27 protein-coding genes and 1 riboswitch are annotated in these 23,405 nt (G+C 50.0%); of the genes, 18 read left to right on the top strand and 9 right to left on the bottom strand.

Features of this window, described 5'->3' with window-relative positions:
* Positions 1 to 13: 13 nt before the first annotated feature.
* Positions 14 to 784 (bottom strand): SurA N-terminal domain-containing protein, encoded by a 771-nt coding sequence (locus tag DFR62_RS06130; RefSeq protein ID WP_121298759.1) that lies wholly within the window; start codon positions 782 to 784, stop codon positions 14 to 16.
* A 192-nt stretch (positions 785 to 976) separates the two neighbouring features.
* Between DFR62_RS06130 and DFR62_RS06125 the strand changes: the two genes are divergently transcribed.
* Together DFR62_RS06125 and DFR62_RS06120 are read left to right on the top strand one after the other, a co-directional pair.
* Positions 977 to 1,402, top strand: coding sequence for a CBS domain-containing protein (locus DFR62_RS06125; protein ID WP_121298757.1), 426 nt, complete (start codon positions 977 to 979; stop codon positions 1,400 to 1,402).
* 19 nt (positions 1,403 to 1,421) lie between these two features.
* The gene (locus tag DFR62_RS06120) at positions 1,422 to 1,721 is read left to right on the top strand and encodes an AraC family ligand binding domain-containing protein (protein WP_121298756.1); all 300 of its coding nucleotides are present in this window, start codon (positions 1,422 to 1,424) and stop codon (positions 1,719 to 1,721) included.
* 33 nt (positions 1,722 to 1,754) lie between these two features.
* Here the strand turns inward: DFR62_RS06120 and DFR62_RS06115 are convergent, their stop codons facing one another.
* On the bottom strand, positions 1,755 to 2,471 hold the full coding sequence (locus tag DFR62_RS06115) for a DUF6904 family protein (RefSeq protein WP_121298754.1): 717 nt from the start codon (positions 2,469 to 2,471) through the stop codon (positions 1,755 to 1,757).
* Positions 2,472 to 2,482: 11 nt separating this feature from the next.
* Positions 2,483 to 3,190, bottom strand: a complete 708-nt coding sequence (gene rluF, locus DFR62_RS06110) for a 23S rRNA pseudouridine(2604) synthase RluF (protein WP_121298752.1) — start codon at positions 3,188 to 3,190, stop codon at positions 2,483 to 2,485.
* A gap of 210 nt (positions 3,191 to 3,400) precedes the next feature.
* Between rluF and adh the strand changes: the two genes are divergently transcribed.
* The 4 genes from adh to DFR62_RS06090 all read left to right on the top strand — a co-directional run bounded on the left by adh (position 3,401) and on the right by DFR62_RS06090 (position 6,250).
* Entirely contained in the window at positions 3,401 to 4,921 is a 1,521-nt protein-coding gene (gene adh / locus DFR62_RS06105; RefSeq protein WP_121298750.1) for an aldehyde dehydrogenase, read from the top strand.
* 19 nt (positions 4,922 to 4,940) lie between these two features.
* Positions 4,941 to 5,300 carry a DUF779 domain-containing protein gene (locus tag DFR62_RS06100; protein ID WP_121298748.1) on the top strand — a complete coding sequence of 120 codons (360 nt, stop codon included), beginning with the start codon at positions 4,941 to 4,943 and terminating at the stop codon, positions 5,298 to 5,300.
* 181 nt (positions 5,301 to 5,481) lie between these two features.
* Positions 5,482 to 5,670, top strand: a complete 189-nt coding sequence (locus DFR62_RS06095; RefSeq protein ID WP_058382723.1) for a hypothetical protein — start codon at positions 5,482 to 5,484, stop codon at positions 5,668 to 5,670.
* On the top strand, positions 5,663 to 6,250 hold the full coding sequence (locus tag DFR62_RS06090; protein WP_121298746.1) for a Fic/DOC family protein: 588 nt from the start codon (positions 5,663 to 5,665) through the stop codon (positions 6,248 to 6,250). The genes DFR62_RS06095 and DFR62_RS06090 overlap by 8 nt, the downstream gene beginning before the upstream one ends.
* 75 nt (positions 6,251 to 6,325) lie before the next feature.
* On the opposite strand, the gene DFR62_RS06085 is transcribed toward DFR62_RS06090, so the two are convergent.
* The gene (locus tag DFR62_RS06085) at positions 6,326 to 7,153 is read right to left on the bottom strand and encodes an AAC(3) family N-acetyltransferase (protein WP_121298744.1); all 828 of its coding nucleotides are present in this window, start codon (positions 7,151 to 7,153) and stop codon (positions 6,326 to 6,328) included.
* A gap of 134 nt (positions 7,154 to 7,287) precedes the next feature.
* Here DFR62_RS06085 and DFR62_RS06080 point away from each other — a divergent pair, with 134 nt between their 5' ends.
* Positions 7,288 to 7,764, top strand: a complete 477-nt coding sequence (locus DFR62_RS06080; RefSeq protein WP_121298742.1) for an acyl-CoA thioesterase — start codon at positions 7,288 to 7,290, stop codon at positions 7,762 to 7,764.
* A gap of 10 nt (positions 7,765 to 7,774) precedes the next feature.
* Here DFR62_RS06080 and DFR62_RS06075 read toward each other — a convergent pair whose 3' ends face one another.
* The gene (locus DFR62_RS06075; RefSeq protein WP_121298740.1) at positions 7,775 to 8,293 is read right to left on the bottom strand and encodes a DUF421 domain-containing protein; all 519 of its coding nucleotides are present in this window, start codon (positions 8,291 to 8,293) and stop codon (positions 7,775 to 7,777) included.
* Between the two features lie 337 nt (positions 8,294 to 8,630).
* On the opposite strand from DFR62_RS06075, the gene DFR62_RS06070 reads away from it, so the two are divergent.
* The gene (locus DFR62_RS06070; protein ID WP_121298738.1) at positions 8,631 to 8,843 is read left to right on the top strand and encodes a hypothetical protein; all 213 of its coding nucleotides are present in this window, start codon (positions 8,631 to 8,633) and stop codon (positions 8,841 to 8,843) included.
* Between the two features lie 34 nt (positions 8,844 to 8,877).
* On the opposite strand, the gene DFR62_RS06065 is transcribed toward DFR62_RS06070, so the two are convergent.
* Together DFR62_RS06065 and DFR62_RS06060 are read right to left on the bottom strand one after the other, a co-directional pair.
* Positions 8,878 to 9,897, bottom strand: coding sequence for an SEC-C metal-binding domain-containing protein (locus tag DFR62_RS06065; RefSeq protein WP_121298736.1), 1,020 nt, complete (start codon positions 9,895 to 9,897; stop codon positions 8,878 to 8,880).
* Positions 9,898 to 10,004: 107 nt separating this feature from the next.
* Complete coding sequence (locus DFR62_RS06060; protein ID WP_121298734.1) at positions 10,005 to 10,907, bottom strand: acetamidase/formamidase family protein; 903 nt, start codon at positions 10,905 to 10,907, stop codon at positions 10,005 to 10,007.
* Between the two features lie 152 nt (positions 10,908 to 11,059).
* Between DFR62_RS06060 and lepB the strand changes: the two genes are divergently transcribed.
* Positions 11,060 to 11,581 carry a signal peptidase I gene (lepB, locus tag DFR62_RS06055; protein WP_121298732.1) on the top strand — a complete coding sequence of 174 codons (522 nt, stop codon included), beginning with the start codon at positions 11,060 to 11,062 and terminating at the stop codon, positions 11,579 to 11,581.
* A gap of 264 nt (positions 11,582 to 11,845) precedes the next feature.
* On the top strand, positions 11,846 to 14,125 hold the full coding sequence (locus tag DFR62_RS06050) for a purple acid phosphatase family protein (RefSeq protein WP_121298730.1): 2,280 nt from the start codon (positions 11,846 to 11,848) through the stop codon (positions 14,123 to 14,125).
* A gap of 36 nt (positions 14,126 to 14,161) precedes the next feature.
* On the opposite strand, the gene DFR62_RS06045 is transcribed toward DFR62_RS06050, so the two are convergent.
* Positions 14,162 to 15,331 carry a pyridoxal phosphate-dependent aminotransferase gene (locus DFR62_RS06045; RefSeq protein WP_121298728.1) on the bottom strand — a complete coding sequence of 390 codons (1,170 nt, stop codon included), beginning with the start codon at positions 15,329 to 15,331 and terminating at the stop codon, positions 14,162 to 14,164.
* An 85-nt stretch (positions 15,332 to 15,416) separates the two neighbouring features.
* Between DFR62_RS06045 and DFR62_RS06040 the strand changes: the two genes are divergently transcribed.
* From DFR62_RS06040 to DFR62_RS06005, 8 genes are all read left to right on the top strand, one after another.
* Positions 15,417 to 16,211 (top strand): carbon-nitrogen family hydrolase, encoded by a 795-nt coding sequence (locus tag DFR62_RS06040; protein ID WP_121298726.1) that lies wholly within the window; start codon positions 15,417 to 15,419, stop codon positions 16,209 to 16,211.
* A 46-nt stretch (positions 16,212 to 16,257) separates the two neighbouring features.
* A riboswitch (SAM riboswitch) is annotated at positions 16,258 to 16,365 on the top strand.
* A gap of 69 nt (positions 16,366 to 16,434) precedes the next feature.
* Positions 16,435 to 17,448, top strand: a complete 1,014-nt coding sequence (locus DFR62_RS06035) for a methionine ABC transporter ATP-binding protein (RefSeq protein WP_121298725.1) — start codon at positions 16,435 to 16,437, stop codon at positions 17,446 to 17,448.
* On the top strand, positions 17,438 to 18,109 hold the full coding sequence (locus DFR62_RS06030) for a methionine ABC transporter permease (RefSeq protein WP_101191632.1): 672 nt from the start codon (positions 17,438 to 17,440) through the stop codon (positions 18,107 to 18,109). Before DFR62_RS06035 ends, DFR62_RS06030 begins: the two co-directional genes overlap by 11 nt.
* 12 nt (positions 18,110 to 18,121) lie before the next feature.
* Positions 18,122 to 18,952: a MetQ/NlpA family ABC transporter substrate-binding protein gene (locus tag DFR62_RS06025; RefSeq protein WP_121298723.1), complete on the top strand. Its 831-nt coding sequence runs from the start codon at positions 18,122 to 18,124 to the stop codon at positions 18,950 to 18,952.
* A 187-nt stretch (positions 18,953 to 19,139) separates the two neighbouring features.
* Positions 19,140 to 20,078, top strand: coding sequence for a carbohydrate kinase family protein (locus DFR62_RS06020; protein ID WP_121298721.1), 939 nt, complete (start codon positions 19,140 to 19,142; stop codon positions 20,076 to 20,078).
* Positions 20,079 to 20,095: 17 nt separating this feature from the next.
* Positions 20,096 to 20,542: an OsmC family protein gene (locus tag DFR62_RS06015; protein ID WP_121298719.1), complete on the top strand. Its 447-nt coding sequence runs from the start codon at positions 20,096 to 20,098 to the stop codon at positions 20,540 to 20,542.
* A 150-nt stretch (positions 20,543 to 20,692) separates the two neighbouring features.
* Positions 20,693 to 22,285, top strand: a complete 1,593-nt coding sequence (locus tag DFR62_RS06010) for an ATP-binding protein (RefSeq protein ID WP_121298717.1) — start codon at positions 20,693 to 20,695, stop codon at positions 22,283 to 22,285.
* Complete coding sequence (locus DFR62_RS06005) at positions 22,285 to 22,953, top strand: response regulator (RefSeq protein WP_121298715.1); 669 nt, start codon at positions 22,285 to 22,287, stop codon at positions 22,951 to 22,953. Before DFR62_RS06010 ends, DFR62_RS06005 begins: the two co-directional genes overlap by 1 nt.
* Before the next feature lie 114 nt (positions 22,954 to 23,067).
* Here the strand turns inward: DFR62_RS06005 and DFR62_RS06000 are convergent, their stop codons facing one another.
* Positions 23,068 to 23,280, bottom strand: coding sequence for a hypothetical protein (locus tag DFR62_RS06000; RefSeq protein WP_121298713.1), 213 nt, complete (start codon positions 23,278 to 23,280; stop codon positions 23,068 to 23,070).
* Between the last annotated feature and the right edge of the window lie 125 nt (positions 23,281 to 23,405).

The raw sequence follows: 23,405 nt of genomic DNA, 5'->3' as shown, positions 1-23,405 counted from the left end.
CTGGTTTTTTGTATTAAAGATTGATCGTGACGTCTGCTTTTTCACGCAGCTCCGCTACAAGCGTTTGGGTAGCTTCGTTTTCTTTTTGCATTTTGACTTGTTCTTCAAGGTCCGGTTTCAGTTCTTCAAAAGCAGGGAGTTCTTCTTCGCTGCCCATTTGTTCTTGCTGGGCTTTGAGTTGCTCGTAAGCTGCTTCCAATTCTTCGTTGCTAGGATTCGTATCCCCAGCGGATTCAGCGATCAGCTGGTCCACTTTCACTTGTGTTTCAATTTGGGACATGACTTCATCTTCTGCCATGCCCTGTTCATTCAAGGCCGTTAGGAACTCATCTTTCGACTCCAGCCCATTTTGCTGTGCCAACTGTTCCAAAGTTTGGTCCACTTCTTCATCGGAAGCGGTCAATTCTTGATTTTCAGCTTCCTGGACGAGCAATTTCTGGCCGACCATGCTTTCAGCCAATTGATTTTTCAATTGATCCTGGTCGATTTCCTGGCCGGACATTTGTGCTTGCATGGCTGCTTGTTGGAACTGCCCTGTATAGGCTGCTTCAAATTCCTCTTTGCTGACTTCTTCGCCGTTCACTTCTGCCACGACGTCAGGGACGCCTTCCAAATCAGGCTCTGGCATTTCCGGTTGCCCGGCACTTTCCTCGCCGCTAGGGGCTTGTTCTTCAGTTTCAGGTTGCGCGTTTTCGTTTTCTGCGGATTCATCGGCACCGCCGCATGCTGACAATACAATGAGCGATGTACCAAGGGATAGGCCTAAAAACCATTTTTTAATCATTGTCATTCTCCTTCCAACGCATAATGTCCGGTAGTGTACCATAGCCCGGAATTCGATGGGAAGCGAGACCCCTCGTGAGCATGACGGTGTACATTAATAAGACAGAAATACCTATTCTTTTTACTAATGACGTTTCCAACCTTCAAAAGAGGATAAAGACTATTAATAGAGAGAATTCGAGGAGGAGACGGCATGAAAATAGCGGAAATAATGACAACTGATGTAGAAACTTGCCCGCCAACTGTAACGATTCAAGACATTGCCGCCAAGATGCGTGAAATTAATGTCGGGTCTATTCCGATTTGTGAAGAAGGACGGATTGTCGGCATCGTCACGGACCGTGACATTGTCCTGCGAGGCATCGCCGAAGAGCTCGGGGCCGATGCGCCGATTTCAGAAATTTTCTCGGAAACCTTGATCACCGGAACGGAAGGGATGCTGGTTGAGGAGGCGGCTTCGTTGATGGCGAGGCACCAAATCCGCCGATTGCCGATTGTGCGGCAAGAACAAGTCATCGGCATCGTCTCGCTCGGCGATATCGCCGTAAGAGGCAAAGCTCAGCGTGAAGCGGAAACAGCGCTCGAAAAAGTTTCAGAACCGGCCAAACCACGCCGTTGAGCAGAATAGGAGGCTTGAGATGGAAACGAAGAAGACTCCAAATGTATTGGGAGAGAAGGCGAAGAAAAGTGCAGCAGTTTTACAGACGGCCAATGCCAAAGTGATGAACATTCAATTGCGGAAAGGTGAAGCCATCCCGGAGCATCATGCGGATGCAGAAGTGGTCATCGTGGTACGGAAAGGGCGTGTGCAGTTCACATCGGAAGGCGAAACGGTCGAGGCGACGCCGGAAAACGTCCTGCATCTCGCCCCGATGGAAAAGCACCAGCTATTGGCAGCGGAGGACAGCGATTTATTGGTCTTTCAAATTGAAGCGTAAAAAACCTCTCGAGTTTAGGCTCGAGAGGTTTTTTTACCATTCTACTTGTTCAGGGTATTCTGCCTGGATTCCGATTTCGTGGATCGGCCGTTTTTCAGGAGCCGCTGCGTTGATGACTTGTTTGCGGAACGCCTGGTACTCAGGATCCTGGAGCGTGAGTTTCATGGCGATGGCGGAAAGGCTTTTTTCGCGTTGCTGTTTGGTCATGCCGATGTATTTCAAGTTCAACAGGTCCACATACTGGATGGCGTAATCATTGACCGACGGTGATTTGCGGAACGCTTCCAGGATCGCTGCGTATTCTTCACCCGGCACGTGGCCTTGCAGGCATTCGAGGACGAGTGCCTGGAATTTCGCAATCACCGGCGCGTAGGTGTCAGCCAGCAAGTCGCCGCGCTTGTCCGCATATAGCCGGACGAAATCACGGAGTGCATAAGCTGCATACAAAAGCTCTGGCCACAGCACTTCTACCGAGAAATAAATATTTTTGTCCGGTGCGATAAAGCCATGCTGTTTTTTCGTGTGCTCGTGCAAGCCGTTGAAGACGAAATCGACATTGCGGTCGCCTTGTGCAGCGTGGCGGATTTCATAGGAAACGCCAAGTATCCGCAAACGCGATCCTTCATAGCCGTGGTATTCGCCTTCTTTGCCGATGACTTTGTAGATGGCTTGGTTCAATTCATCCAAATCGAAATAATCTCCGCTGATCTTGACGCCAGTATGGTTCGGCGTCGTTTTCATGCTTAGCATAAAATGCCTCCTTAGCGTTTCGGTTGATAATCAAGCTGGCGGAACAATTCCAGTTTCTCTTCTTCTGTCAGGTCGCGCCATTCACCGGCCTTCAAATTACCGAGGCGGATGTTCATGATACGGATGCGCTGCAGGCGTTTCACATCGTAGCCGAGCGCTGAACACATGCGCCGGATCTGCCGGTTGAGCCCTTGCTGCAAGGTCAGTTTGAATACGTGCTTGGCGATCCGTTCGGCTTTGGCGGGAAGCGTCACCGTGTCGAGAATCTCGACGCCGCTTTCCATCTTCTCCAAGAATTCATCGGTGACCGGTTTATCGACCGTCACGATGTATTCTTTTTCATGTTCGTGCTCAGCCCGGAGGATTTCATTGACGATATCACCGTCATTGGTCATGAGGATGAGCCCTTCTGAATCTTTATCGAGCCTCCCTACGTGGAAGATGCGTTCAGGATGGTTGATGAAGTCGACAATATTGCCTTCGATATGGCGTTCGGTCGTGCTGGTGATGCCGACCGGTTTATTGAGCGCCAAGTAAACGTAAGCGCGCTTCGGCTGCTGGATCACTTTGCCGTCGACGCGCACTTCGTCTTCGTGTTCGACTTTGCTGCCGAGCTCCGCTTTTTGGCCGTTGATCTCGACACGTCCAGCTTCGATGAATTTATCCGCCCCGCGGCGGGAAGTGATGCCTGTTTCACTGAGGAATTTATTGATTCGCATAAAAAAATCCTTTCGGTTGTATATTTCCACTGTCTGGTCCCATTATACTCCAGATGACCCTTATAAGAAAAAAATTTGTAGGCTAACAGTTGCAATTTTCCGATTTATTTGACAATATATAGAGGCGAGCCCTGAAATAAATGGTGCGCCAAACGAAAATTGAAAGCGTATACATAACCGGGCCAAAACAAGCAAAGGGGAGATGGAGTAATGGTATATGCAGTTCCAAACACAGATGGTTCAAAAGTGAATTTCAAAGAGCAATACGATAATTATATAAATGGTGCCTGGCAGGCGCCGAAAAATGGCCAGTATTTTGAAAACCTATCGCCAGTAAACGGCAAAGTGTTCACAAAAGTGGCGCGTTCAAGTGCAGAAGACGTGGAGTCGGCGCTGGACGCTGCACACGCTGCGAGAGAAGCCTGGGGGAAAACATCCACGACTGAACGCGGCAACATCCTCTTGAAGATTGCCGACCGCATGGAAGAGAACTTGGAAATGCTGGCGGTAGCTGAAACGTGGGATAACGGGAAAGCGGTCCGTGAAACCTTAAATGCCGACTTGCCGCTCGCAATCGACCATTTCCGTTATTTTGCCGGTGCGATTCGCGCGCAAGAAGGCGGCATCAGCCAAATCGATAACGATACAGTCGCCTATCACTTCCATGAGCCACTAGGCGTGGTCGGCCAGATCATTCCCTGGAACTTCCCGCTTCTCATGGCGGTATGGAAACTCGCTCCAGCACTCGCAGCAGGAAACTGCGTCGTCTTGAAGCCGGCTGAACAAACACCAGTCAGCATCCTGGTGTGGGCTGAATTGGTCGGCGATTTGCTGCCTCCGGGCGTCCTGAACATCGTCAACGGATTCGGGATCGAAACAGGCAAGCCGCTTGCATCGAGCCCGCGTATCAGCAAAATCGCTTTTACCGGTGAGACGACGACTGGCCGCATGATCATGCAATACGCGTCGCAAAACCTGATTCCGGTGACGCTCGAACTGGGCGGAAAATCACCGAACATCTTCTTCAAGGATGTAATGGACCAGGACGATGCATTCCTTGATAAAGCGGTGGAAGGCTTCGTCATGTTCGCATTGAACCAAGGCGAGGTATGTACATGCCCATCCCGTGCCTTGATCCAAGAAGACATTTATGAGGAATTCATGAAACGTGCCATCAAGCGCGTAGAAGAAATCAAGACCGGCAACCCGCTGGATCCGGCGACGATGATGGGAGCACAGGCCTCCACGGAGCAATTGGAGAAAATCCAATCCTATCTAGAAATCGGCAAGCAGGAAGGCGCAGAAGTGCTGGCAGGCGGAGACCGCAATCGTTTGGAAGGCGACCTTTCAGAAGGCTTCTACATCCAGCCGACGGTCTTCAAAGGCGACAACAAAATGCGTATTTTCCAGGAAGAGATTTTCGGGCCGGTACTCGCAGTCGCTACATTCAAGACGAAAGAAGAAGCCATGGAAATCGCCAACGACACGCTTTACGGCCTTGGGGCAGGCATCTGGACACGCGACACGAATACGGCTTACCGTTTCGGCCGCGGCATCCAAGCTGGCCGTGTATGGACAAACTGTTACCACCAGTATCCTGCACATGCAGCGTTCGGCGGTTACAAGATGTCCGGGTTCGGGCGTGAAAACCATTTGATGATGCTCAGCCATTACCAAAACACGAAGAACATGCTCGTCAGCTACAGCGAAGACAAGCTTGGATTCTTCTGATCAGAAAGAAGGGCTAGCCATGACAGAACGGGTAATCGCCACTGACGCCGCCTTGGAGCTGATCAATACCTTGAAGGAAAAGCACGGGCCATTGATGTTTCATCAATCGGGAGGCTGCTGCGACGGCAGTTCTCCGATGTGCTATCCGAAAGGTGATTTGATGGTTGGCGACCAGGACGTATTGATGGGTGTCATCGGCGACAGCGAGTTTTATATGCACAAGAGCCAGTTTGACTATTGGAGCCATACGCAATTGATCATCGATGCCGTGCCTGGGCGCGGCGGGATGTTCTCGCTTGAAGGGGCAGAAGGACAGCGATTCTTGACCCGCTCACGCGTCTTCACGGCAGAAGAAAACGAAGAACTGCAAAATCAATAATAAGAGGAATTCCCGGATGCTCGGCATCCGGGAATTTTTTTGTGTAGGCACCGAAAACCAGAAGGAATCAAAGATACAAAAAGGCGTTCACAGAGCCATTTTAAGCATTCTTGAAGAGGGGGAATCGTGGAAAAACAAGCACGAAAATGGTATAATAGCAGAATGAAAGGTGGTCATCCATGTGACGAATTTAGCTAACCGGGTATCCCATGAACAAGCAAATCACGCGATTTCCTGCGCCGCACACTCTCTCGTAACGGAAGGGTTTGATGTGACCCATGAAGACCGGAATTTTGTCCGCTCTGTCCTGACCGGAGAACGGACGGAAGCTCAATTCCACCAGGCCATCAAAGCACGCTTCGATGTCTAAATACCAGCATACGTCGATGTATTGCTACCCAGGAACCGATGTGCTGGTGAATGCGTTCGATATCCGGGACGAAGACAAGCTGAAGGAATTGGAAACGGTCTACGCGCTTTACCGCTTGTCGGAATTGCAATTAAAAAAGCCGAAAAACCCAACTAATCTCAATGTGTTCCTCGATATCCACCGTTGCCTGCTGCAGGACGTCTACCCGTTTGCCGGCAAGCTGCGCGAGGAAATGACGTCCAAAGGAAGTTCGACATTCGCCCATCCCAAGCACTTGGCTAGCCAGCTGAAGCAACTTTTCGATGAATTGGCTGAAGAGGCTTATCTGAAGGGGTTGAGCAAAGACGTTTTTATTCAGCGACTCGCCCATTATTTGGCCGAATTGAATGCGCTCCATCCTTTCCGTGAAGGTAATGGCAGGGCAGTCCGTGAATTCGCCCGCCAGCTGGCATTCAATGCCGGCTACCTGTTGGATTGGGCGAAGATTGAAGAACCTGCCCATATCATTAACGCATTTGTGGACTCTTTTAATAAAGACAATGAACGTTTGGAAGTTTTATTGGGTGAAGTTATCAGTTGAATGTGCCAACTGGGTGCATCTCGACAGAAAAATAGGCTGAAGCGGCAGGCAACCTGCCGCTTCAGCCTATTTGGTTTAATTTTTTTGTTCCTGCTGTTCTTGCGGCGCTGGATTTCGCTGGAGCCAATCGGTAGCGAACTCCACAAGGGGCCGCATCTCAGTAAGCTGGGTTTCGGCCTGTCCGAGAACGCCTTCAGTAATAGTTCCAGGAAAGTCTTTGGCGATGTCTGGGAAGCGGTCTGAATCCATATCGACGCAATCGTATGTAGCCCATTGCCGCTCTCCGTTGACGTACATTGCTGCGCCTTGCGGGGAAGTAGAACGTTCTGGCTGCAGGAATTCTGCGTAATGAAGCGCAGTGCACGAATCGAATCCGGTCCCGATCAGCAGGATCTTCACTTGATGCGGCATCATTTTTCCAAGAGGCGAGGCGGGGCCGAACGAATCTTCCAGCGGCTGTTCAGCCATCCACTCAGCGGCAAGACGCCCCCAGGCGATGAATGAATGAGTCGGATGGGGACTTCGGATCGTCGCCGGATGGCGGTGCAGGCATTCCGGTATTTTACCCATTCCGCGCATATTCGTCAGATCGGGATCATAAGCTGGCATTTGGTCGCGTGTCGGCTGATGCCAATTCTCAGGAATCGGTGGAGCCATCCAATAGACAGGATCGGAATTATCGGCAGACTGGGAAGGCATGACGAGAGTGCCTTCAGGAGTGATGACTTCCATCAAGGCTTCGACGACTGCTTGCGCGCCTCCGGCAATCCAGCCCATCGACTTCAGTGAGGAATGGACCATTAGGTGATCGCCCGCAGCAATCCCGAGTTGCTGCAATTGCCGCTTCAGCGAATCTTTGGATTGGAATTCAGGTGTGTTCAGAATTTGAAAAAGATCAGACATGGACTTGATTCCCCCTTTTTTCCACTTTACCATAAGGAGGAATTTTGGTTTTTATTTTCAGTGGAATAAATTATCGGGGATTGAAAAATTTCTGCAGCGGGAATAGCCTTAAGGAAGAAAGAGGAGGAGAATACATGGAAGCGAAACCTATGCGCGAATCACGGACGATACAGACAAAGCTGGTGCTTCCGCCTGACACCAATCACATGGAATCGATTTTCGGCGGGAAAGTGCTTGCCTATATCGATGAAATTGCCGGCATCTCGGCCATGAAACATGCGAGCCGCCATATCGTCGTGACGGCCTCGATCGACTCGGTGGATTTCCTGTCGTCTGCAAAAGTCGGCGACGTCCTGGAATTGGAAGCGAACGTCACATCAACCGGCAGAACGTCGATGGAAGTGTATGTACGCGTCAAATCGAAGAATCTGGAAACCGGGGAAGAACGCTTGACGACCGAATCATTTTTGACGCTGGTCGCGATTGGTGAGAACGGAAAACCGACACCGGTACCGCCCGTCTATCCTGAAACAGAAGGCGAGAAGTTGTTTTTCGAATCAGCGCCTGCGCGACGGGAACACCGGAAACAACGTGCGAAGACACCCAGATAAAAAAAGGATCCTATACGGGATCCTTTTTTGTGTTCTCTTTAACATTGGCAAGCGCGCTGCCTGCTTGATTGGTGATGACCGACATGCTGCCGTCGGTCTCGAGAATGACAGCTTTAACATTCTGCAAATCGCCTTCGCCTGAATTGCGCACCGCCTGCATGATTTCAATATCCTTAACTCGTTCCTTGCGCATGGCTTGTTTTAGAAATTCACCTTCCAAAAACAAAAGGCGCGGTTCGGATTTGATCAAATCGTTAAACCACGATAAGCGGACAGCTGTAAACGTCAATAAATACTGTAACCCGATCAGGACGGCAAACGCAGTCAACCCTTCCCATAAGCTGATTTGACTGTTAAGCAAAATTGTCGCCAAAGTGGAACCGAGAGCAACAGTTACGACCAAATCAAACGCATTGAGTTTCGTCAAAGTACGCTTGCCTGAAGTTCTTAAAAAAATCAATAGCCCAATATACGCCAGAACACCTACCGTGACAATACGGATAAAACTATCCCAAGTGATTTCAAACATTCAGCTCTTCCTCCTTTTGAAATATGAAAAGATAAGATGGACTTATCAACATGTGGATAAGTCCATTATTTATAAAAATCGACTGTAAATTTCGACATTTACCCACATAACTCACGGTTTTTTGATAAATATTGTGCATAACTGCTGTTTTTCAGCATATATTAAGGGCTTTCCCCACAAGCAGGTCAGTGAAACGGTATTTTGTGGATAGCTTTGGCATAGGAAAGAAAAAATCAGCAGGCTTGAAATAAACTCTGTCACGAAGCGGTGCGTTTTTCTGTTCAAACCAGCTTATTTCGGGAATAGGGGAGTAAGAGTTAGAAGGAGAGGTGAAAAGATGGAAGCTGTCCGCAATATTTTCCGCTTTTTGGGCATGGGAGTATTTTTCCTGAGCATTGCCCTGTTTCTTGTGACGGTGTTGAACAATTGGCTTGGTTTTGCATCGGCCACTTGGCTGAGCGGACCGTTTTGGCGCGTATACTTGTTTTTCGCAGTTTCCGGAATTTTATTGTACATCCTGATCACGTTCAGACGAAAAAAAGACGAATAAAAAAGCACCGGATGCATTCCAGTGCTTTTCTCCATTATTTTTTAGCAAGCAATTCTTCGAAATATGAACCGAATTCTTTAGAGCGTTTCAAGATCGTGCTGGACGAAACGCCGAATTTTTCACTCAAGTCTTTTGCAGAAAGCATCGGTCCTTGAATGAGTTCATGGTCCTGCAGGAAGCGCCAGTAGCCGGCAACGAGTGCTTCGGGTTTCTGGACGGTCGGCTGCTGGCTGACCAGGTAGCTGTTGAGGATGCTTGTCACATTGGTCACGGTTTCTTCATCGAAGTCCGCTTCGTCAACGTGTTTTTTCAATTCGTCCATGACAGATTGGTGCTCCGGGGAAAGCTCGATGCTTTCCTCAACAGCGCCTGTCGAGTATTGGACGATATGTTCGACCACTTCGAGATAATGCTCGCGAAGATAGTCTTCGTTCGCGGAAGCGCCTTTTTCTTCAATGCGCTTTTGCAGCTGCTCAAAGAATGGGGCGAATTTGCCGACGATCGTCAAATAGCCGTTCAAGAACAGGATGCCTTGTTCGCCTGCTCGCGCATCCGGCAGAAGAATCGCAAGAAGCCCTTGGTTTTCTTCCATATCCGTCGGCGGCTGGTCTGCCATGACGTAAGTTTCGCCGGTAAAGGCATCTTTCAATTCCGCTTTTTCTGTATCCCCTGAGACCAATTGGCCGAGGAATACACGGAAGTTGGACCATTGTTCCAACACTTCTTGCGTTGTTGGGCGCTGCGTCTGTTCGATCTGCTTAGACAGGAAGTTTTCCCATAGTTCCGGTTTCTGCATGAACAGGAAGTTTTCGATAACGAATGCTTGTGCATCGTTTTCCGCCATCGATTTCATCAAGCGCGGCTGCCATTCCTGCTGGAGCTCGCGGAAATCCGTCAGTTGGTCACGGTTCGGGTTTTCCGAGAAGAATTGCTGTCTGACTTGGAAAAGCTCTTCGTTCACCAGATCATTGATGGAAACTGTCTGTTGTTTCCCGTGACATTTTTTATATTTCTTTCCGCTGCCACATGGACACGGATCATTTCTTCCTACCATTCTAATCACCTACATTTTTTCTTGAGTGTAACATAAAATCTTTCGGCGCTCAAAAGTCTGACGATTCAGACGTCTAAATAGCCCTATATCTCCTTATAATTCCCATATTACGCAAATAAACGGAAGCCCAGTCCTTGCAGCACATGGCATGGAACAAAGAACCTGGCCGTCACAAGGGGGTCGACCACTTGGCTGATCTGCGTTTCACCGGCTGCACTCATAAGCATCGTCATTTCGCTGACGGACAGATCGGATTGAGGCAGCAACAGGTCGATCATCTCCTCGACCGCAGTGGAAACGGCTTCGTCCAATGTCATCGCCGAGACAAGAAACGCCAAGCCCTCTTCATTTTCGAGCAGGGGATGCTTCAGGCGGTTGCCTTTGATGACATCGAATTGGACGGTGGCGCTGCCGGGCACTTCAATTCCGGAAACGCTGATTTCCCCGTCACCCATCGCGGCATGGAAATCACCAAGTGCAAACAGCGCGCCTTCAGCCGCCACCGGGAAATAAAGCGTGGCGCCTTTTGTGATCAGTTTCGTATCCATATTGCCACCGTGTGCACCCGGTGTGCCGCATGAAACGGGCTCGCCTTCCGGTGCAACACCGATGACGCCGATCATCGGATTCAACGGGAGCTGCAAACGCTCGTTGAATACCGCTTTGCCATTTTGAATGGGAATGATTTTCGATTCCATCTTTTCCATCCGGTGGCCCATCACGCCGAGGTTTGGCCCTGTGACCATGACGCCTTGCTCGCCGATTTCAAGGTCTTTGATCTCCACTTTCAAGACGTCGCCGATCTCGGCTCCTTCAATGAAAATCGGCCCTGTCGCAGGGTTCACTTGATCCCAGTCGATTGCTGCGACTTCCTGGTCGCTCGACTGGAGCTGGTTTTTAAAGCAATCAAAAGTATCGATTTTCACGGTATCGCCGGCCGCTATCCGCAGGCTCGGTTCATGTGTATTGGCAAAAGCGTAAATGACATCTTGTGCAGGTAATGTTTTCATCAATCCCACTCCTTTAAAATTAAGATAGAAATCAACTTCGTGTCTGATAATTCTTTCAACTCGCCTATTTCATTATCGAGCAAGAAATCTCCGAGTGCAAGGCGTGGGGCGCTATAGTAAACTATAGAAAAAAGCGGGGCGGGGGAGAGTCAGTGTACGAAGATCCGGTCAAAGAAATGCTTATATGGATGAAAGTGCTGCTGCTGACGGCATTGATCATCTTTGGGGTCCGCCAGTTCCTGTTCGAGCCGGTCATCGTCGAAGGCGGATCGATGCAGCCAAGCTATTACGAAAACGATAAATTAGTGCTGAGCAAAGCGACCACAATCACCAACTTCGATACAATCGTGTTTTTCGCACCGGACGACAGCCGTTTCATCAAGCGGGTCATCGGCGTTCCGGGCGACCATATAAAGATGTCGGGTGGGGAGATTATCCTGAACGGACAGCCGCTGGACGAACCCTACCTGGATGGAGGCGGAAATGACGAATTCACGGCACAGCCCCAATTGGCCAGTGAATTTTCAGTTCCCCCGGATTGCTATTATGTCCTCGGCGACAATCGCAGCAATAGCACGGATTCCCGCGTGCTGGGATTTATCCAGAAACAAGACGTGATCGGTGAAGTGAAATTCCGCTTTGCGCCTTTCAGGGAGTTCGGGTTCGTGGAATGAATGAGAAATTTAGCAAAAGCTTTTTCCGTTGAGCAGGGGCTCTTCGGAAAAAGCTTTTTTGTATGGCTATGATTTTCTTTTCTTTATATGGATGAAGCATTGCTTATGGAATAGCCATGGATATTCAGAATGAATTTCAATTCCTTTTAAATAGTTCTAAATATTCACAATTTATTTCTTTTTAGTCCAATTGAATTATGCTAAAATTTAATTACTGAATATTTGAAAAACAATAGATCGGATTGTTTACGAAGGGGTGGGGAAATGAAGACGATTTGGCGGGGTGCAGGGAGATATTTTCTTATAGCGATGATTGCGGGAGGTGCGGCTTTCCAGCTGAGCGAGGGGCAAGCAGAAGCGGCAGAAGGCGTACTGGAAATCGGGGCGGCGCATTTAATGGAAGGGCAGCGCCAGGCTTTTCAATCGCATCTTGCCAGTTCGCTGTTATTTATGGACAAAGGCTTTTTGGATAGCGAAGCGGATGATTCCTATCCTGCCTCCCATATCGCATTCGCCCCTGGGAGCGATGAGTCGGAGATGAACTTTTCGTGGTATTCACCAAGCACAACGCGTGCCGGCCAGGTGCAATACGCAGAAGTTTCTTCCGGGACCGAGGATTTTCCGGAAAATGCTGCGGTAACGGTCGATGCATCATTGAAAAACGCTACTTACGGCTATTCTGCCCATGAAGCGGTGATCACCCAGCTCAAAAATGAAACGGATTATATGTACCGTTTAGGGGATGGGCGTGGCAATTGGACACGAGCTTTCCATTTCAAGACTAAGGATCCTTCTTCATATGAATTTGTGATGGTTGCTGATCCGCAAATCGGCGCGTCTGGTGATATTGCAGAAGACCAAAGAGGCTGGGACAAGACCCTGCAGCAAGCAATTGGAAACAGTCCCGACTCAAGTTTCATCCTGTCGGCAGGCGATCAGGTCGACGCCCGCTATTCCGAAAAAGAGTATGCAGCCTATTTTGCGCCTGAACCGCTGCGCAATTATCCGACGGCGACCACCATCGGCAACCATGATGATACCTATCATTACTCCTATCATTTCAATGTCCCGAATGAAAACTGGGAACTCGGCAATTACGATAATTCCGGTGGCGATTATTATTTCTCCTACGGGGATACCTTGTTCATGAATTTGAATTCCAATAGCCAGAATCCGGAAGAGCATATTCAGTTCATGGAGGAAACGGCTGAAGCAACTGCCGGCCGGGACTGGAAATGGAAGATACTCGTTTTCCATCATTCAATCTATAGCGCCGCTGCACATTCGCAAAGTGAAGTGGTGCTGAACTTGCGCGATGAGCTCGTGCCGACCATCGACGAACTCGGTTTTGATGCGGTATTGATGGGGCATGACCATTCCTATGTGAGAACTTATCAGATGGAAAATTTCCAGCCTTTGAAAAATCACATGATGCAAGGCGAGGTGCCGGTCAATCCGGAAGGCACCGTCTATATTACAGGGAACACGGCGAGCGGCAGCAAATTCTACGGCATGCAGACAGAACGCGAACCGTATTCGGCGGTACGCGAACAATGGGGCGTGCCGACTTATATGACTATCCAAGTGGAGCCGACGCGTTTGCGCTTTGAGACGTACCGAACGGATACAGAAGAACTGGTCGATGAATACGAGATCATTAAAGACCCGTCCATCGAAACGGTCGTGCCTGCGCTTGAAAAAGTGGAACTGGAAGCGAACAGCACCGTGCTGGCAACGGAAGAGAATTCTTTCTATCCTGAAACGGAATTGAAGCTGAAAGGAGAAAACGTCGAAGGCGGCCAATACGATATTTCGCTTGACTCGGTTACGTACCGCACGAGCAGTGATGGCATCCAAATAAAAGACGGGAAAGTCCTGGCAGCAGAAGGTGCGGAGCCTGGAAAAGTGGAAGTATTTGCAGAAGTAAAAGACGGCGATAAAGTGTGGGAAAGCAATGCAATTGAATTCGAATTGGTGGCACATGAAGAAACCAAGCTGCTTGAAGCAGGCAGCGAGTGGCGTTATTTGGACGATGGCAGCGACCAGAAAAAAGACTGGATTGAAGCCGATTTCGATGACAGTGATTGGGCACAAGGCGCTGGCCCGCTCGGCTTTCCGGAAGATGAAGAACGCCCGGAATTGGGGCCAGTGGAAACGCTCGTCGGCTTTGGCGGAGATGAGACCGAAAAAATCGCATTGACGTATTTCAGAGCAGCATTTGAAGTGGAAGATGTGGAAGAAATCGGCGACCTCGGATATGTGGAATTCGGTGTCGATGATGCGGTCATCTTGTATTTGAACGGAGAAGAAATTATGCGCTTCAATATGCCGGAGACTGGCGAGTTCGGTTTTGAGGACTACCAGGAAGCGGTAAGTGATGAGGATTTCGGCAGCGAAGACCGAATCGAGCGCATCTACTTGGATGAAGAGGCCTTGGCGCATCTGAAAGACGGCGAGAACGTGCTCGCTGCCCAAGTGCACCAGGACGACCGCTTCAGTTCCGACCTGTATTGGGATATGGAAATGGCCGTTAATAAAAAATAAAAAAAAGAAGGCGTAATGCCTTCTTTTTTTATTTGCCTATTTAGTGAAGATTCCCAATTTCTCGATGCGTTCAAGCGCTTCTTTAATGCGTTGCTCGTCGACCAATAAGCCGACACGCACAAAACCTTCACCGACAGAGCCGAAGCCGCTTCCTGCAGCGACAGCAATATCCGCTTGATCCAGCAGGTAATCGGAGAACTCCACGCTCGTGAAGCCTTCCGGAACGGGCAGCCAGGCAAAGAATGAACCTTTAGGCGCTTCCACATCCCAGCCGATCCGGCGGCATTCATCGACCAACACTTGACGCCTTTTTTCGTACAGTTCGACCAATTCATCGACGCATGCTTGGCTGGCGCTGAGTGCTTCGGCTGCGGCAAGCTGGACAGCCGGGAAGATGCCGGCAAACAAATGGTCTTGAATCAAATTCAAGGCTTCGATCATCTTGGAATTGCCGACTGCAAAGCCGATGCGCCAGCCGGCCATGTTATAGGTTTTCGACAAAGTATACATTTCAATGCCGACTTCTTTTGCCCCCTTTGACTGCAGGAAGCTGACCGGTTTTTGCCCATCAAAACCGATGCCGCCATAGGCGAAGTCATGCACTACCGCAAGATCGTTTTCTTTGGCGAACTGCACGGTCTCATCAAAAAATGCCTGAGTGGCTGTAGCGCCAGTCGGGTTATTCGGGTAATTCAAATACATCAGTTTGGCGCGGTTGCGAATGGACGCTGACACTGCGTCATAGTTCGGTAAATAGCCATTTGCCTGCTCGAGCTTCATCAAATCGAGTTCGATGTCGGCAAGCGGTGCGCCGGACAGGTAATCCGGATAGCCGGGATCGGGCAGTAAGAGTGAATCGCCCGGATTAAGAAGGGCGATCGGCAATTCGACAAAGCCGATTTTTGTGCCCGATAAAATGGCGACTTCAAGGTCCGGATCGATATCGACACCGTATTCCCGCTTATAGAAATCCGCGGCAGCCTGGCGCAATGTGCCGAGCCCGCGAAACGGCGAGTAGCGATGCGTTTTTGGATCCCCCACTGCGTCTTGCAATGCTTTGACGATATGCGGCGGTGTCGGCTGATCAGGGTTTCCCTGGCCCAGATTGATAACATCCCGCCCTTCATCGGCCGCTTTTGACACTTTTGCGACAAGCGCGGCGAAAAATTGATCGGGAAGATTTTGTAAGCGATTTGAAAAGTCCATGGAATCCTCCTCGTTTTCTAAATAATTGCACATCTACCTCAAATCTTATAGAGTTTAATCTAAACTGTCTACAGGGGGAGAGAACATGAAAATCGCTTGTGTGCAGATGGATATCGCTTTCGGAGAGCCCGAAACGAATTTTCAGCGTGTGGAAAATTATTTGGAAGAAGCAGCAGAAAACGGTGCAGAGCTTATCGTCCTGCCTGAAATGTGGAACACCGGATATGCGTTAACAGAGCTGGGCGAACTCGCGGACAGCAATGGCCGAACTGCCGATTTCCTGAAAAAATTCGCCAAAGAGCATAGCGTCCATATCGTCGGGGGCTCAGTGTCCACAAAGAAAAAAGATGGTTTCTATAACACGATGTATGTCGTCGACCGGACAGGCGCGCTCGTTTCGGAATACGATAAAGCGCATCGCTTCGGCTTGATGGACGAACATATCCATCTTGAGGAAGGCGAGTCGCTCGGCACATTCGAGCTGGACGGGGAGACCTATGGCGGTGTTATCTGCTACGACATCCGCTTTCCGGAATGGCTTCGGGCGCAAGCGCTGAACGGCGCGAAGGCGATCTTCGTGCCTGCAGAATGGCCCGCAGCTCGCATAGATCATTGGCGCATCCTGCTGCAGGCGCGTGCGATCGAGAATCAATGCTTCATCATCGCCGCGAACCGGATCGGCAGCGACCCGAAAAATGAGTTCGGCGGCCATTCGATGGTCATCGCGCCGTGGGGTGAAGTGCGGATGGACATGGGGCAAGAACAAGGCATCGGCTATATCGACATCGATCTTTCAGAAGTAGACGAAGTGCGTGGCCGCATCCCGGTATTCGATGACCGCCGCGTCCCATTGTACAAAAAGTTTGAAAAATCGCATTGACAAGCTGTCGACCGTACAGGTAATATTGAAAACAACCAAATACGCATGCTTATCAAGAGAGACCGAGGGTAAGGCCCTATGACGTCCGGCAACCCCCATTTAAATGGGAAGGTGCCAAGTCCTGCAGAATGGAATTCATTCTGAAAGATAAGTCGGAATTCTAATTTTCGATGTCTCTTTTGATAAAAGAGGCATTTTTTATTTGCCTGGGGGAGTGGACAGCATGATTCAAATCGAACAACTGAGCAAAACTTATCAAACTAAGCACGGCACGGTAAAAGGTGTCGATGATGTCACTTTGGAAGTGAAAACCGGTGAGATTTTCGGCATCGTCGGCTATTCGGGCGCCGGAAAAAGTTCCCTCATCCGCTGCATCAATTTGCTTGAGCGGCCGACGTCGGGCACCGTCAAAGTCGGCGGACAGGATTTAACGAAGCTGCGTGGCGATGGCTTGCGGAAAGCGCGCCTCAAAATCGGCATGATCTTCCAGCATTTCTATTTGATCAGCCAAAAGACGGTCGCTGAGAATATTTCATTCGCCCTTCGCGCAGCAGGGACCCCGAGCAAGAAAATCGGCCCGCGCGTCGATGAACTGCTCGAAATGGTCGGCTTGTCGGACAAGCGCAATGTCTATCCGGCGCAGCTGAGCGGCGGGCAGAAGCAGCGCGTCGGCATCGCCCGCGCACTCGCGAATGAACCGGCCGTGCTGTTATGCGACGAAGCAACATCCGCTCTCGACCCGAATACGACTTTATCGATCTTGCGCTTATTGAAAGACATCAACCGCAAGCTTAATATCACGATTGTGTTGATTACGCATGAAATGAACGTCGTCAAGGAAATTTGCGACCGCATGGCGGTCATGCAAGGCGGTCGCGTCATCGAAGAAGGGCGTGTTTACGATATCTTCGCCGATCCAAAGACCGCTTTGACAAAGGAATTCATCTCGAGCGTCGTGTCGTTCAATGTACCGGAAGAAATCCTGGAGAAATGTGACGGCACAATCGTCAAAGTCTTGTTCAAAGGCGAAGTCGCTGGGGATGGCATCATTTCCGATATGCTGCAAAGCTATCCGGTCAAAGGAAATTTCCTACACGGGGCGATCGAATACATCCAGGAATTGCCCCTCGGCATTTTTGTCATGGAACTAAAAGGCGATCAAGCAGATGTGAGTCAGGCGATTCACTATCTTGAGCAGCGTGAAGCGATTGTGGAGGTGATGGAGCATGGGAATTGAATGGGGAAGAATCATCGAATTATGGCCGGAAATCCAAGTGGCGTTTTATCAGACCTTGATCATGATCGGCATCTCGCTGGGCGTGGCGCTTGTGATCGGTTTGCCGCTCGGCATTTTATTGTTCATCACAGATCGCGGCTTGTTCTGGGAGAACCGCCCGGTCAATTCCGTCATCGGATTTGTCGTCAACATCGTCCGGTCGATTCCGTTCATCATTTTGCTGGTCGCGCTCATCCCGCTGACGCAATTGATTACCGGCACGACAATCGGGCCTGTCGCAGCGAGTGTTTCCTTGTCGGTAGCGGCGATTCCGTTTTTCGCACGCATTGTGGAAACGGCGCTGCGTGACATCGATAAAGGTGTCATCGAAGCAGCGATTGCGGTCGGTGCGACGCCTTGGATGATTATTAAAGATGTGCTCTTGCCGGAAGCGAAAGCGAGCCTGATCCAAGGCATCACGTTGACGGTCATCAGCCTCATCGCCTATTCCGCGATGGCGGGCGTCGTCGGTGGCGGCGGCATCGGCGATTTGGCGATCCGCTTCGGCTATTACCGCTATGATAATACGATCATGATTGTCACGGTCGTCATTTTGATCGTACTCGTCCAATTGATTCAACAGGCCGGCGACTTTACAGCCAAAAAACTCGATAAACGATAAGGGGAGAATGATATGAAGAAACTCACATGGATATTGGCAGCGAGCGCGCTTGCACTAGCCGCATGCGGTGGAGAAGAAGCGGATACAGGAACGACAGAAGGCGGCGAAGCGTCGAAAGACATCAAGCTCGGTGCGACAGCCGGCCCTTATAGCGACATGCTGAACGAAGCGATCGTGCCTGCGCTTGAAGAAAAAGGCTATACCGTCGAAACGATTGAATTCAGCGATTATATCCAGCCCAATAATGCGTTGAACAACGGCGAGATCGACGCCAATTTGTTCCAGCATACGGTTTACCTAGAAAACTTCGAAACAGAAAACGATATGGATTTGAGCGCATTGATTACGGTGCCGACCGCGCCAATGGGTATCTACTCCAATGAATTCGATTCCTTGGATGCGGTATCCGACGGGGCCACAATCGCGATTCCGAACGATCCTGTCAACGGTGCGCGTGCATTATTGATGCTGCAGGACGAGGGATTGGTCGAGCTTGATCCGGAAGCGGAAGTGCTTCAAGCGTCTGAACGCGATGTAACGGAAAATCCGAAGAACCTGGTATTCCAGCCGATTGAGGCAGGGCAATTGCCGCGTGCGGTTGAAGGCACGGACCTTGCAGCCGTTCCAGGAAACTTCGCACTGGCTGCGGACATGGATTTGCTCGATGCGTTGGCGCTCGAAAACATGCCTGACCAGTACCGCAATGTCGTAGCCGTTTCAGCTGAAAATGAAGACAGCGAATTGGCAGCGGATTTGGTCGAGATCGTCGAGTCGGAAGAATTTGAAACGGTCATCGATGAGCAATTCGAAGGCTTCGGAAAACCGGAGTGGATGGCTGAATAATAGGAGAACCCAGCCGGAGAGCTATTTTCTTCGGCTGTTTTTTTATGCAAAATATTGTAGCACCGCGCTTTTTAGGCTTTTTCCTTGCCCTGCCTGTTTTCTGCTGAAATAATAGGGAAAGTGAATTTCAACAGCTTGCTGCGAATAAGGCTGCAGCTAAGGGTTCTTTGGAGAAGGGGAGAGAAATATGGAAGCTAACAGGCACGTCCTGACTTACGGCGACGCGTTTGTCGACTATATCGCAACGACCAAAAACAACGATCTATTCGATTTGTATCTCGGTGGCGCCACCGTCAACGTCTCGGCAGGCGTCAGCCGCCTCGGAGTCCCGTCGGCATTCATCACGATTACCGGGGATGATGAGATTTCGGACTTTTTCTGCCAGGCACTGCGGGCGGAAGGCGTCGATTTGAAGCATTCTGTCAAACGCCCGGAAAAACGCATCAGCGGCGTGTATATTCATTTAACGGAAACGAACGACCGCGTTTTCGCTTCCTATGATAATGAAACGCCTGATTTGCAAGTAAAGGCTGACGAGCTGGCGGGAGAAGCGTTCGAATCGGCCAGCCTATTCCATTTTTGCTCTGGGACACTGTTTCATCCGGAAGCGCGTGAAACGACGGCGCAGGCTTTGGAATTGGCGAAGTCTCACGGCGTGATTTGTTCATACGATGTCAATATCCGGCCGCTGCGCTGGGAAAGCGAGGAGTTGTGCCGTCAAACGGTTCTGCGCTTTTTGCCGCAAGCGGATATTTTGAAGCTGACGGTCGAAGAATTATTGTTCCTCATGGAAGCTGATTCAATGGAAGCGGGCATTGAGCGCCTGAAAGCTTACGGGCTTCCTGTCGTTTTCGTCACGGACGGTGAGCATGGCACGCACGCGGTATATAAAGACGAGACGATCCACGTACCGGTCGTGCCGGTCAAGCCTGTCGATACGACGGGCGCCGGGGATGCGTTTATGGCAGGCATCATCCGCCATGTCCATTTAAACGGCATGCCGGAAGACCAGGAACAATTGATTGCTTGCGCTGGATTCGGCAATAAGCTGGGGGCTCTTTGTGCAACACGGGCGGGAGCCATCACGGCGATGCCGCGAAGCGAAGATATGGAAGATTGGGAATAGAAGAGGAGGAAACAGCAATGGCTTTGCATAGTTTTCATTTAACAGCAGACTGGCCCGGCAATCGAAACGATGTCGGGACAATCGAATCGGGGAATTTGAAGACGCAAATCTCGATTCCCCCGGAAATGGACGGCCCAGGGGTCGGCACCAATCCGGACGAAATGCTGCTCGGTGCGGCAGCGACTTGCTATATCATCACACTTGCCGCGATGATGGAGCGCAGCAAGCTGGCGAAAGAGTCGCTGACGATGGATTCGGAAGGCATTGTGGAAGTCGAAAATGGCATCATCACTTATAAAAAAATCATCCACCGCCCGAAAGTCGTCTTGTCGGCCGAGGCAGGGGAGAAGGAATTCAAGCTGGCGCACAAACTCGCACAAAAAGCGGAATCTTCCTGCATGATTACGCGCGCCATCCAAGGCAATGTTGCAGTCGAACTGGAAGCCGAGATTACAAAAGCATAACGACAAGCCCTGATTTTCCATTTTGGAGAACAGGGTTTTTTATTGGAAAAATGATGTTTTTAGAGAATTCTAAGAATTTTTTCTTTCGGCCGTTTCGGGATATGGTAGACTACATTTAATGAAAAACGGTCTATACAGGGGACAGGTGCCATGAAAAAATTATCGCTTCAAACCAAAATCATCCTGCTGACGACTTCGCTCGTACTGTTGACGACAGTGGTGTTCGGCGGGATTTTGAGCTATCAAGAAATTGCGGAAATCAAAGAGAACATCGGCCAACGCGCGCAGGAAACAGCGATCGGTATTTCGGCCATGCCAACAATTGTCGAAGCGATGGATGACGAGGAACCGGCTTTGCAAATCCAGCCGATCGCCGAGTATTTGCGCAAGCAAGTAGGCGCCGAGTTCATCGTCATCGGCAATCGGGATAGCGTCCGTTATTCGCATCCGGATCCCGAAAAGATCGGCAAACGGATGGTCGGCGGCGATAACGAGCGCGCCCTCCAAGAAGGTAAAGTCTATGTGTCCGAAGCATTCGGGTCGCTTGGCAGAAGCCTGCGCGGCAAAGCGCCGATCTATGACGGCGACGGGCGCGTCATCGGTGTGGTGTCGGTGGGATACATGATTGACGATATCGAAGCAATCATTTTCGGCAATATTATGGACGTGATGGCGCTGGCTCTATTGACACTCGTCATCGGCGTCCTGGGCAGCATCCTGCTGGCGAAGAATATCCGGAAAGATACGCTGGGGCTTGAACCCCGTGAAATCGCCCGTTTGTACCAGGACCGGGAAGCTTTGCTATCATCGATTATCGAAGGGGTCATCGCCATCGATAAAGACGGCCGCATCACGGAGTTGAACAGCTCCGCAGAGAAAATGCTCGCCATGGACCAAAGTTTTCTCCACACACCGTCCGATGACATATTGCCAGAACTCAGGATGGGCGAAACTTTGACGACAGGGAATTCATGGAAGAATAAAGAAATTCTCATTGGCGGTACCGTTTTTATTGTCAATCAAAAGCCGATTTGGGCAGAAGGGGAAATGGTCGGCGCCGTTTCGACATTCCGTGAAAAAACGGAAGTGCAGGAAGTGCTGGAAACCCTATCGGAAATCCGCCAATACTCGGAAAGCCTGAGGGCGCAAACGCATGAATATGCCAATAAGCTGTATGCCATATCCGGGCTTCTGCAATTGGAGGAAACTGAGGAAGCGGTCCGGCTGATCCAGCAAGAGACGAATCATCATGAAAAACAGACGAAGCATACACTGAATCATATCGAAGATAAAAAAGTCCAGGCGATCCTGCTCGGCAAAATGGGGAAAGCTTCCGAAGCAAAAGTCGAGCTGTCGGTGGACGAAAACAGTTCGCTCGCCAAATTGCCTGCTCATGTCGATATCTCCAAAGTCATTCACATTGTCGGGAATTTGATCGACAACGCCATTGAAGAAGTCGAGTCCAGCGACCGCAAAGAAGTGTCTTTCTTCATTACCGATATCGGCAACGACTTGGTCATCGAAGTGCAGGACAGCGGGCGCGGAATTGAAACCGAAAACCTCGACCAATTTTTCACGCAAGGATTCTCCACGAAACTTGAAAAAGCGGATAGGGGCTATGGCTTGGCGATCGTCAAACAAGCGGTTGAAGACTTGGATGGCTGGATTGAAGTGGATTCGACGCCACAGCACGGGACAGTATTCAGCGTCTTTATCCCGAAAAAAACGATGGAGGTGGCATAATGCTGCGGGTAGTGATTGCAGAAGATGATTTTCGTGTTGCGCAAGTGCACGAAAAATTTTTAGCGAAAATTAAGCAAGTGGAACTGGCAGCGAAAGCAAAAGACTGCGCCGAGACACTGGCGGCGGTCAAGCAAGAGCGGCCGGATTTGGTGTTATTGGACAATTACATGCCGGACGGGCTCGGCATTGAACTGATCGATGAGTTAAGGAAAGAAAGCCCGGAGACCGACATCATCCTCGTCTCGGCAGCAAACGAGCGGGAGTATATCGAAACGGCGCTGCGCAAAGGCGTAAAAGGCATCATCTTAAAGCCAGCCGAACTTAGCCAGTTCACTGCAACCATCGAGAAATATCGGAAAGACAGGGAAAAGCTGTCGAACCAAGAAACCATCGACCAGGAGTATTTGGATGAACTGTTTGGCGTCAAGGCGGTCAAAAAAGAAGCGCCAGCAGTCAAAGGCATTGATCCGCTGACGATGCAGAAAGTGCAGAAATTATTGGAGCAATACGAGGAAGGCGTAACGGCTGAGAAGATGGGCGAAGAGATGGGCGCTTCCCGCACGACCGCCAGGCGCTATCTGGAATATTTGGTGTCGACGGATGATTGCTACGCTGAGCTTGGATACGGGATTGTCGGCAGGCCGGAACGGAAATACTTTGTTAAATGAAGTGAAGGCGAGTGACAAGCTCCGGCAGACACACTTCTCTAGAGTTCCAAAAAAAAAAGCAACTCCCTGAATTAGGGGAGTTGCTTTTTTGCGTTATCGTTTCGTTGTCGGCAATCAATCGGTGTGGCATTCGAAATGAGTCATTTGCCAACCGCTTTTCTCGATTTCGGGAAATCCGCCCAGATCATAGCAACGGTCGGCTGCTTCCGTCACTTCTACATAACTGAAATAGCTCTGTGCCGCAATGGCGCTTCCGATGCTGAGAACTAATATGATGGCGAGCGCAATGGCCGTCATGCCGGGAGTTGCACCTGGTAGGCGTTTCATTATAGGCCTCCTTAAGGTTCATTTCATGCTATTTCTAGCCTAGCATAATTCCCTGCTGTTTCCTATAAATGAAATATCAGTAAAATCAACACTTTCTGTGAACTTTATGAACAAAATGTTCACAA

Origin of the sequence: Planococcus citreus, from assembly GCF_003664125.1 — a bacterium.
Classification (GTDB): Bacteria; Bacillota; Bacilli; order Bacillales_A; family Planococcaceae; genus Planococcus; species Planococcus citreus.
The sequence above is the reverse complement of the archived record's forward strand: the minus strand, read 5'-3'. Positions and strand labels throughout refer to the sequence as shown.

What these genes read in the sequence shown, in the direction of transcription:
- DFR62_RS06040 (WP_121298726.1), top strand. Translation starts at nt 15,417, where the DNA reads ATGAAAATCGCTTGTGTGCAGATGGATATCGCTTTCGGAGAGCCCGAA.
- DFR62_RS06025 (WP_121298723.1), top strand. Translation starts at nt 18,122, where the DNA reads ATGAAGAAACTCACATGGATATTGGCAGCGAGCGCGCTTGCACTAGCC.
- DFR62_RS06120 (WP_121298756.1), top strand. Translation starts at nt 1,422, where the DNA reads ATGGAAACGAAGAAGACTCCAAATGTATTGGGAGAGAAGGCGAAGAAA.
- DFR62_RS06085 (WP_121298744.1), bottom strand. Translation starts at nt 7,153, where the DNA reads ATGTCTGATCTTTTTCAAATTCTGAACACACCTGAATTCCAATCCAAA.
- DFR62_RS06050 (WP_121298730.1), top strand. Translation starts at nt 11,846, where the DNA reads ATGAAGACGATTTGGCGGGGTGCAGGGAGATATTTTCTTATAGCGATG.
- DFR62_RS06115 (WP_121298754.1), bottom strand. Translation starts at nt 2,471, where the DNA reads ATGCTAAGCATGAAAACGACGCCGAACCATACTGGCGTCAAGATCAGC.
- DFR62_RS06000 (WP_121298713.1), bottom strand. Translation starts at nt 23,280, where the DNA reads ATGAAACGCCTACCAGGTGCAACTCCCGGCATGACGGCCATTGCGCTC.
- DFR62_RS06020 (WP_121298721.1), top strand. Translation starts at nt 19,140, where the DNA reads ATGGAAGCTAACAGGCACGTCCTGACTTACGGCGACGCGTTTGTCGAC.
- DFR62_RS06060 (WP_121298734.1), bottom strand. Translation starts at nt 10,907, where the DNA reads ATGAAAACATTACCTGCACAAGATGTCATTTACGCTTTTGCCAATACA.
- DFR62_RS06100 (WP_121298748.1), top strand. Translation starts at nt 4,941, where the DNA reads ATGACAGAACGGGTAATCGCCACTGACGCCGCCTTGGAGCTGATCAAT.
- DFR62_RS06010 (WP_121298717.1), top strand. Translation starts at nt 20,693, where the DNA reads ATGAAAAAATTATCGCTTCAAACCAAAATCATCCTGCTGACGACTTCG.
- DFR62_RS06005 (WP_121298715.1), top strand. Translation starts at nt 22,285, where the DNA reads ATGCTGCGGGTAGTGATTGCAGAAGATGATTTTCGTGTTGCGCAAGTG.
- adh (WP_121298750.1), top strand. Translation starts at nt 3,401, where the DNA reads ATGGTATATGCAGTTCCAAACACAGATGGTTCAAAAGTGAATTTCAAA.
- DFR62_RS06090 (WP_121298746.1), top strand. Translation starts at nt 5,663, where the DNA reads ATGTCTAAATACCAGCATACGTCGATGTATTGCTACCCAGGAACCGAT.
- rluF (WP_121298752.1), bottom strand. Translation starts at nt 3,190, where the DNA reads ATGCGAATCAATAAATTCCTCAGTGAAACAGGCATCACTTCCCGCCGC.
- DFR62_RS06035 (WP_121298725.1), top strand. Translation starts at nt 16,435, where the DNA reads ATGATTCAAATCGAACAACTGAGCAAAACTTATCAAACTAAGCACGGC.
- DFR62_RS06070 (WP_121298738.1), top strand. Translation starts at nt 8,631, where the DNA reads ATGGAAGCTGTCCGCAATATTTTCCGCTTTTTGGGCATGGGAGTATTT.
- DFR62_RS06015 (WP_121298719.1), top strand. Translation starts at nt 20,096, where the DNA reads ATGGCTTTGCATAGTTTTCATTTAACAGCAGACTGGCCCGGCAATCGA.
- DFR62_RS06030 (WP_101191632.1), top strand. Translation starts at nt 17,438, where the DNA reads ATGGGAATTGAATGGGGAAGAATCATCGAATTATGGCCGGAAATCCAA.
- DFR62_RS06130 (WP_121298759.1), bottom strand. Translation starts at nt 784, where the DNA reads ATGATTAAAAAATGGTTTTTAGGCCTATCCCTTGGTACATCGCTCATT.
- DFR62_RS06045 (WP_121298728.1), bottom strand. Translation starts at nt 15,331, where the DNA reads ATGGACTTTTCAAATCGCTTACAAAATCTTCCCGATCAATTTTTCGCC.
- DFR62_RS06125 (WP_121298757.1), top strand. Translation starts at nt 977, where the DNA reads ATGAAAATAGCGGAAATAATGACAACTGATGTAGAAACTTGCCCGCCA.
- DFR62_RS06065 (WP_121298736.1), bottom strand. Translation starts at nt 9,897, where the DNA reads ATGGTAGGAAGAAATGATCCGTGTCCATGTGGCAGCGGAAAGAAATAT.
- DFR62_RS06075 (WP_121298740.1), bottom strand. Translation starts at nt 8,293, where the DNA reads ATGTTTGAAATCACTTGGGATAGTTTTATCCGTATTGTCACGGTAGGT.
- DFR62_RS06080 (WP_121298742.1), top strand. Translation starts at nt 7,288, where the DNA reads ATGGAAGCGAAACCTATGCGCGAATCACGGACGATACAGACAAAGCTG.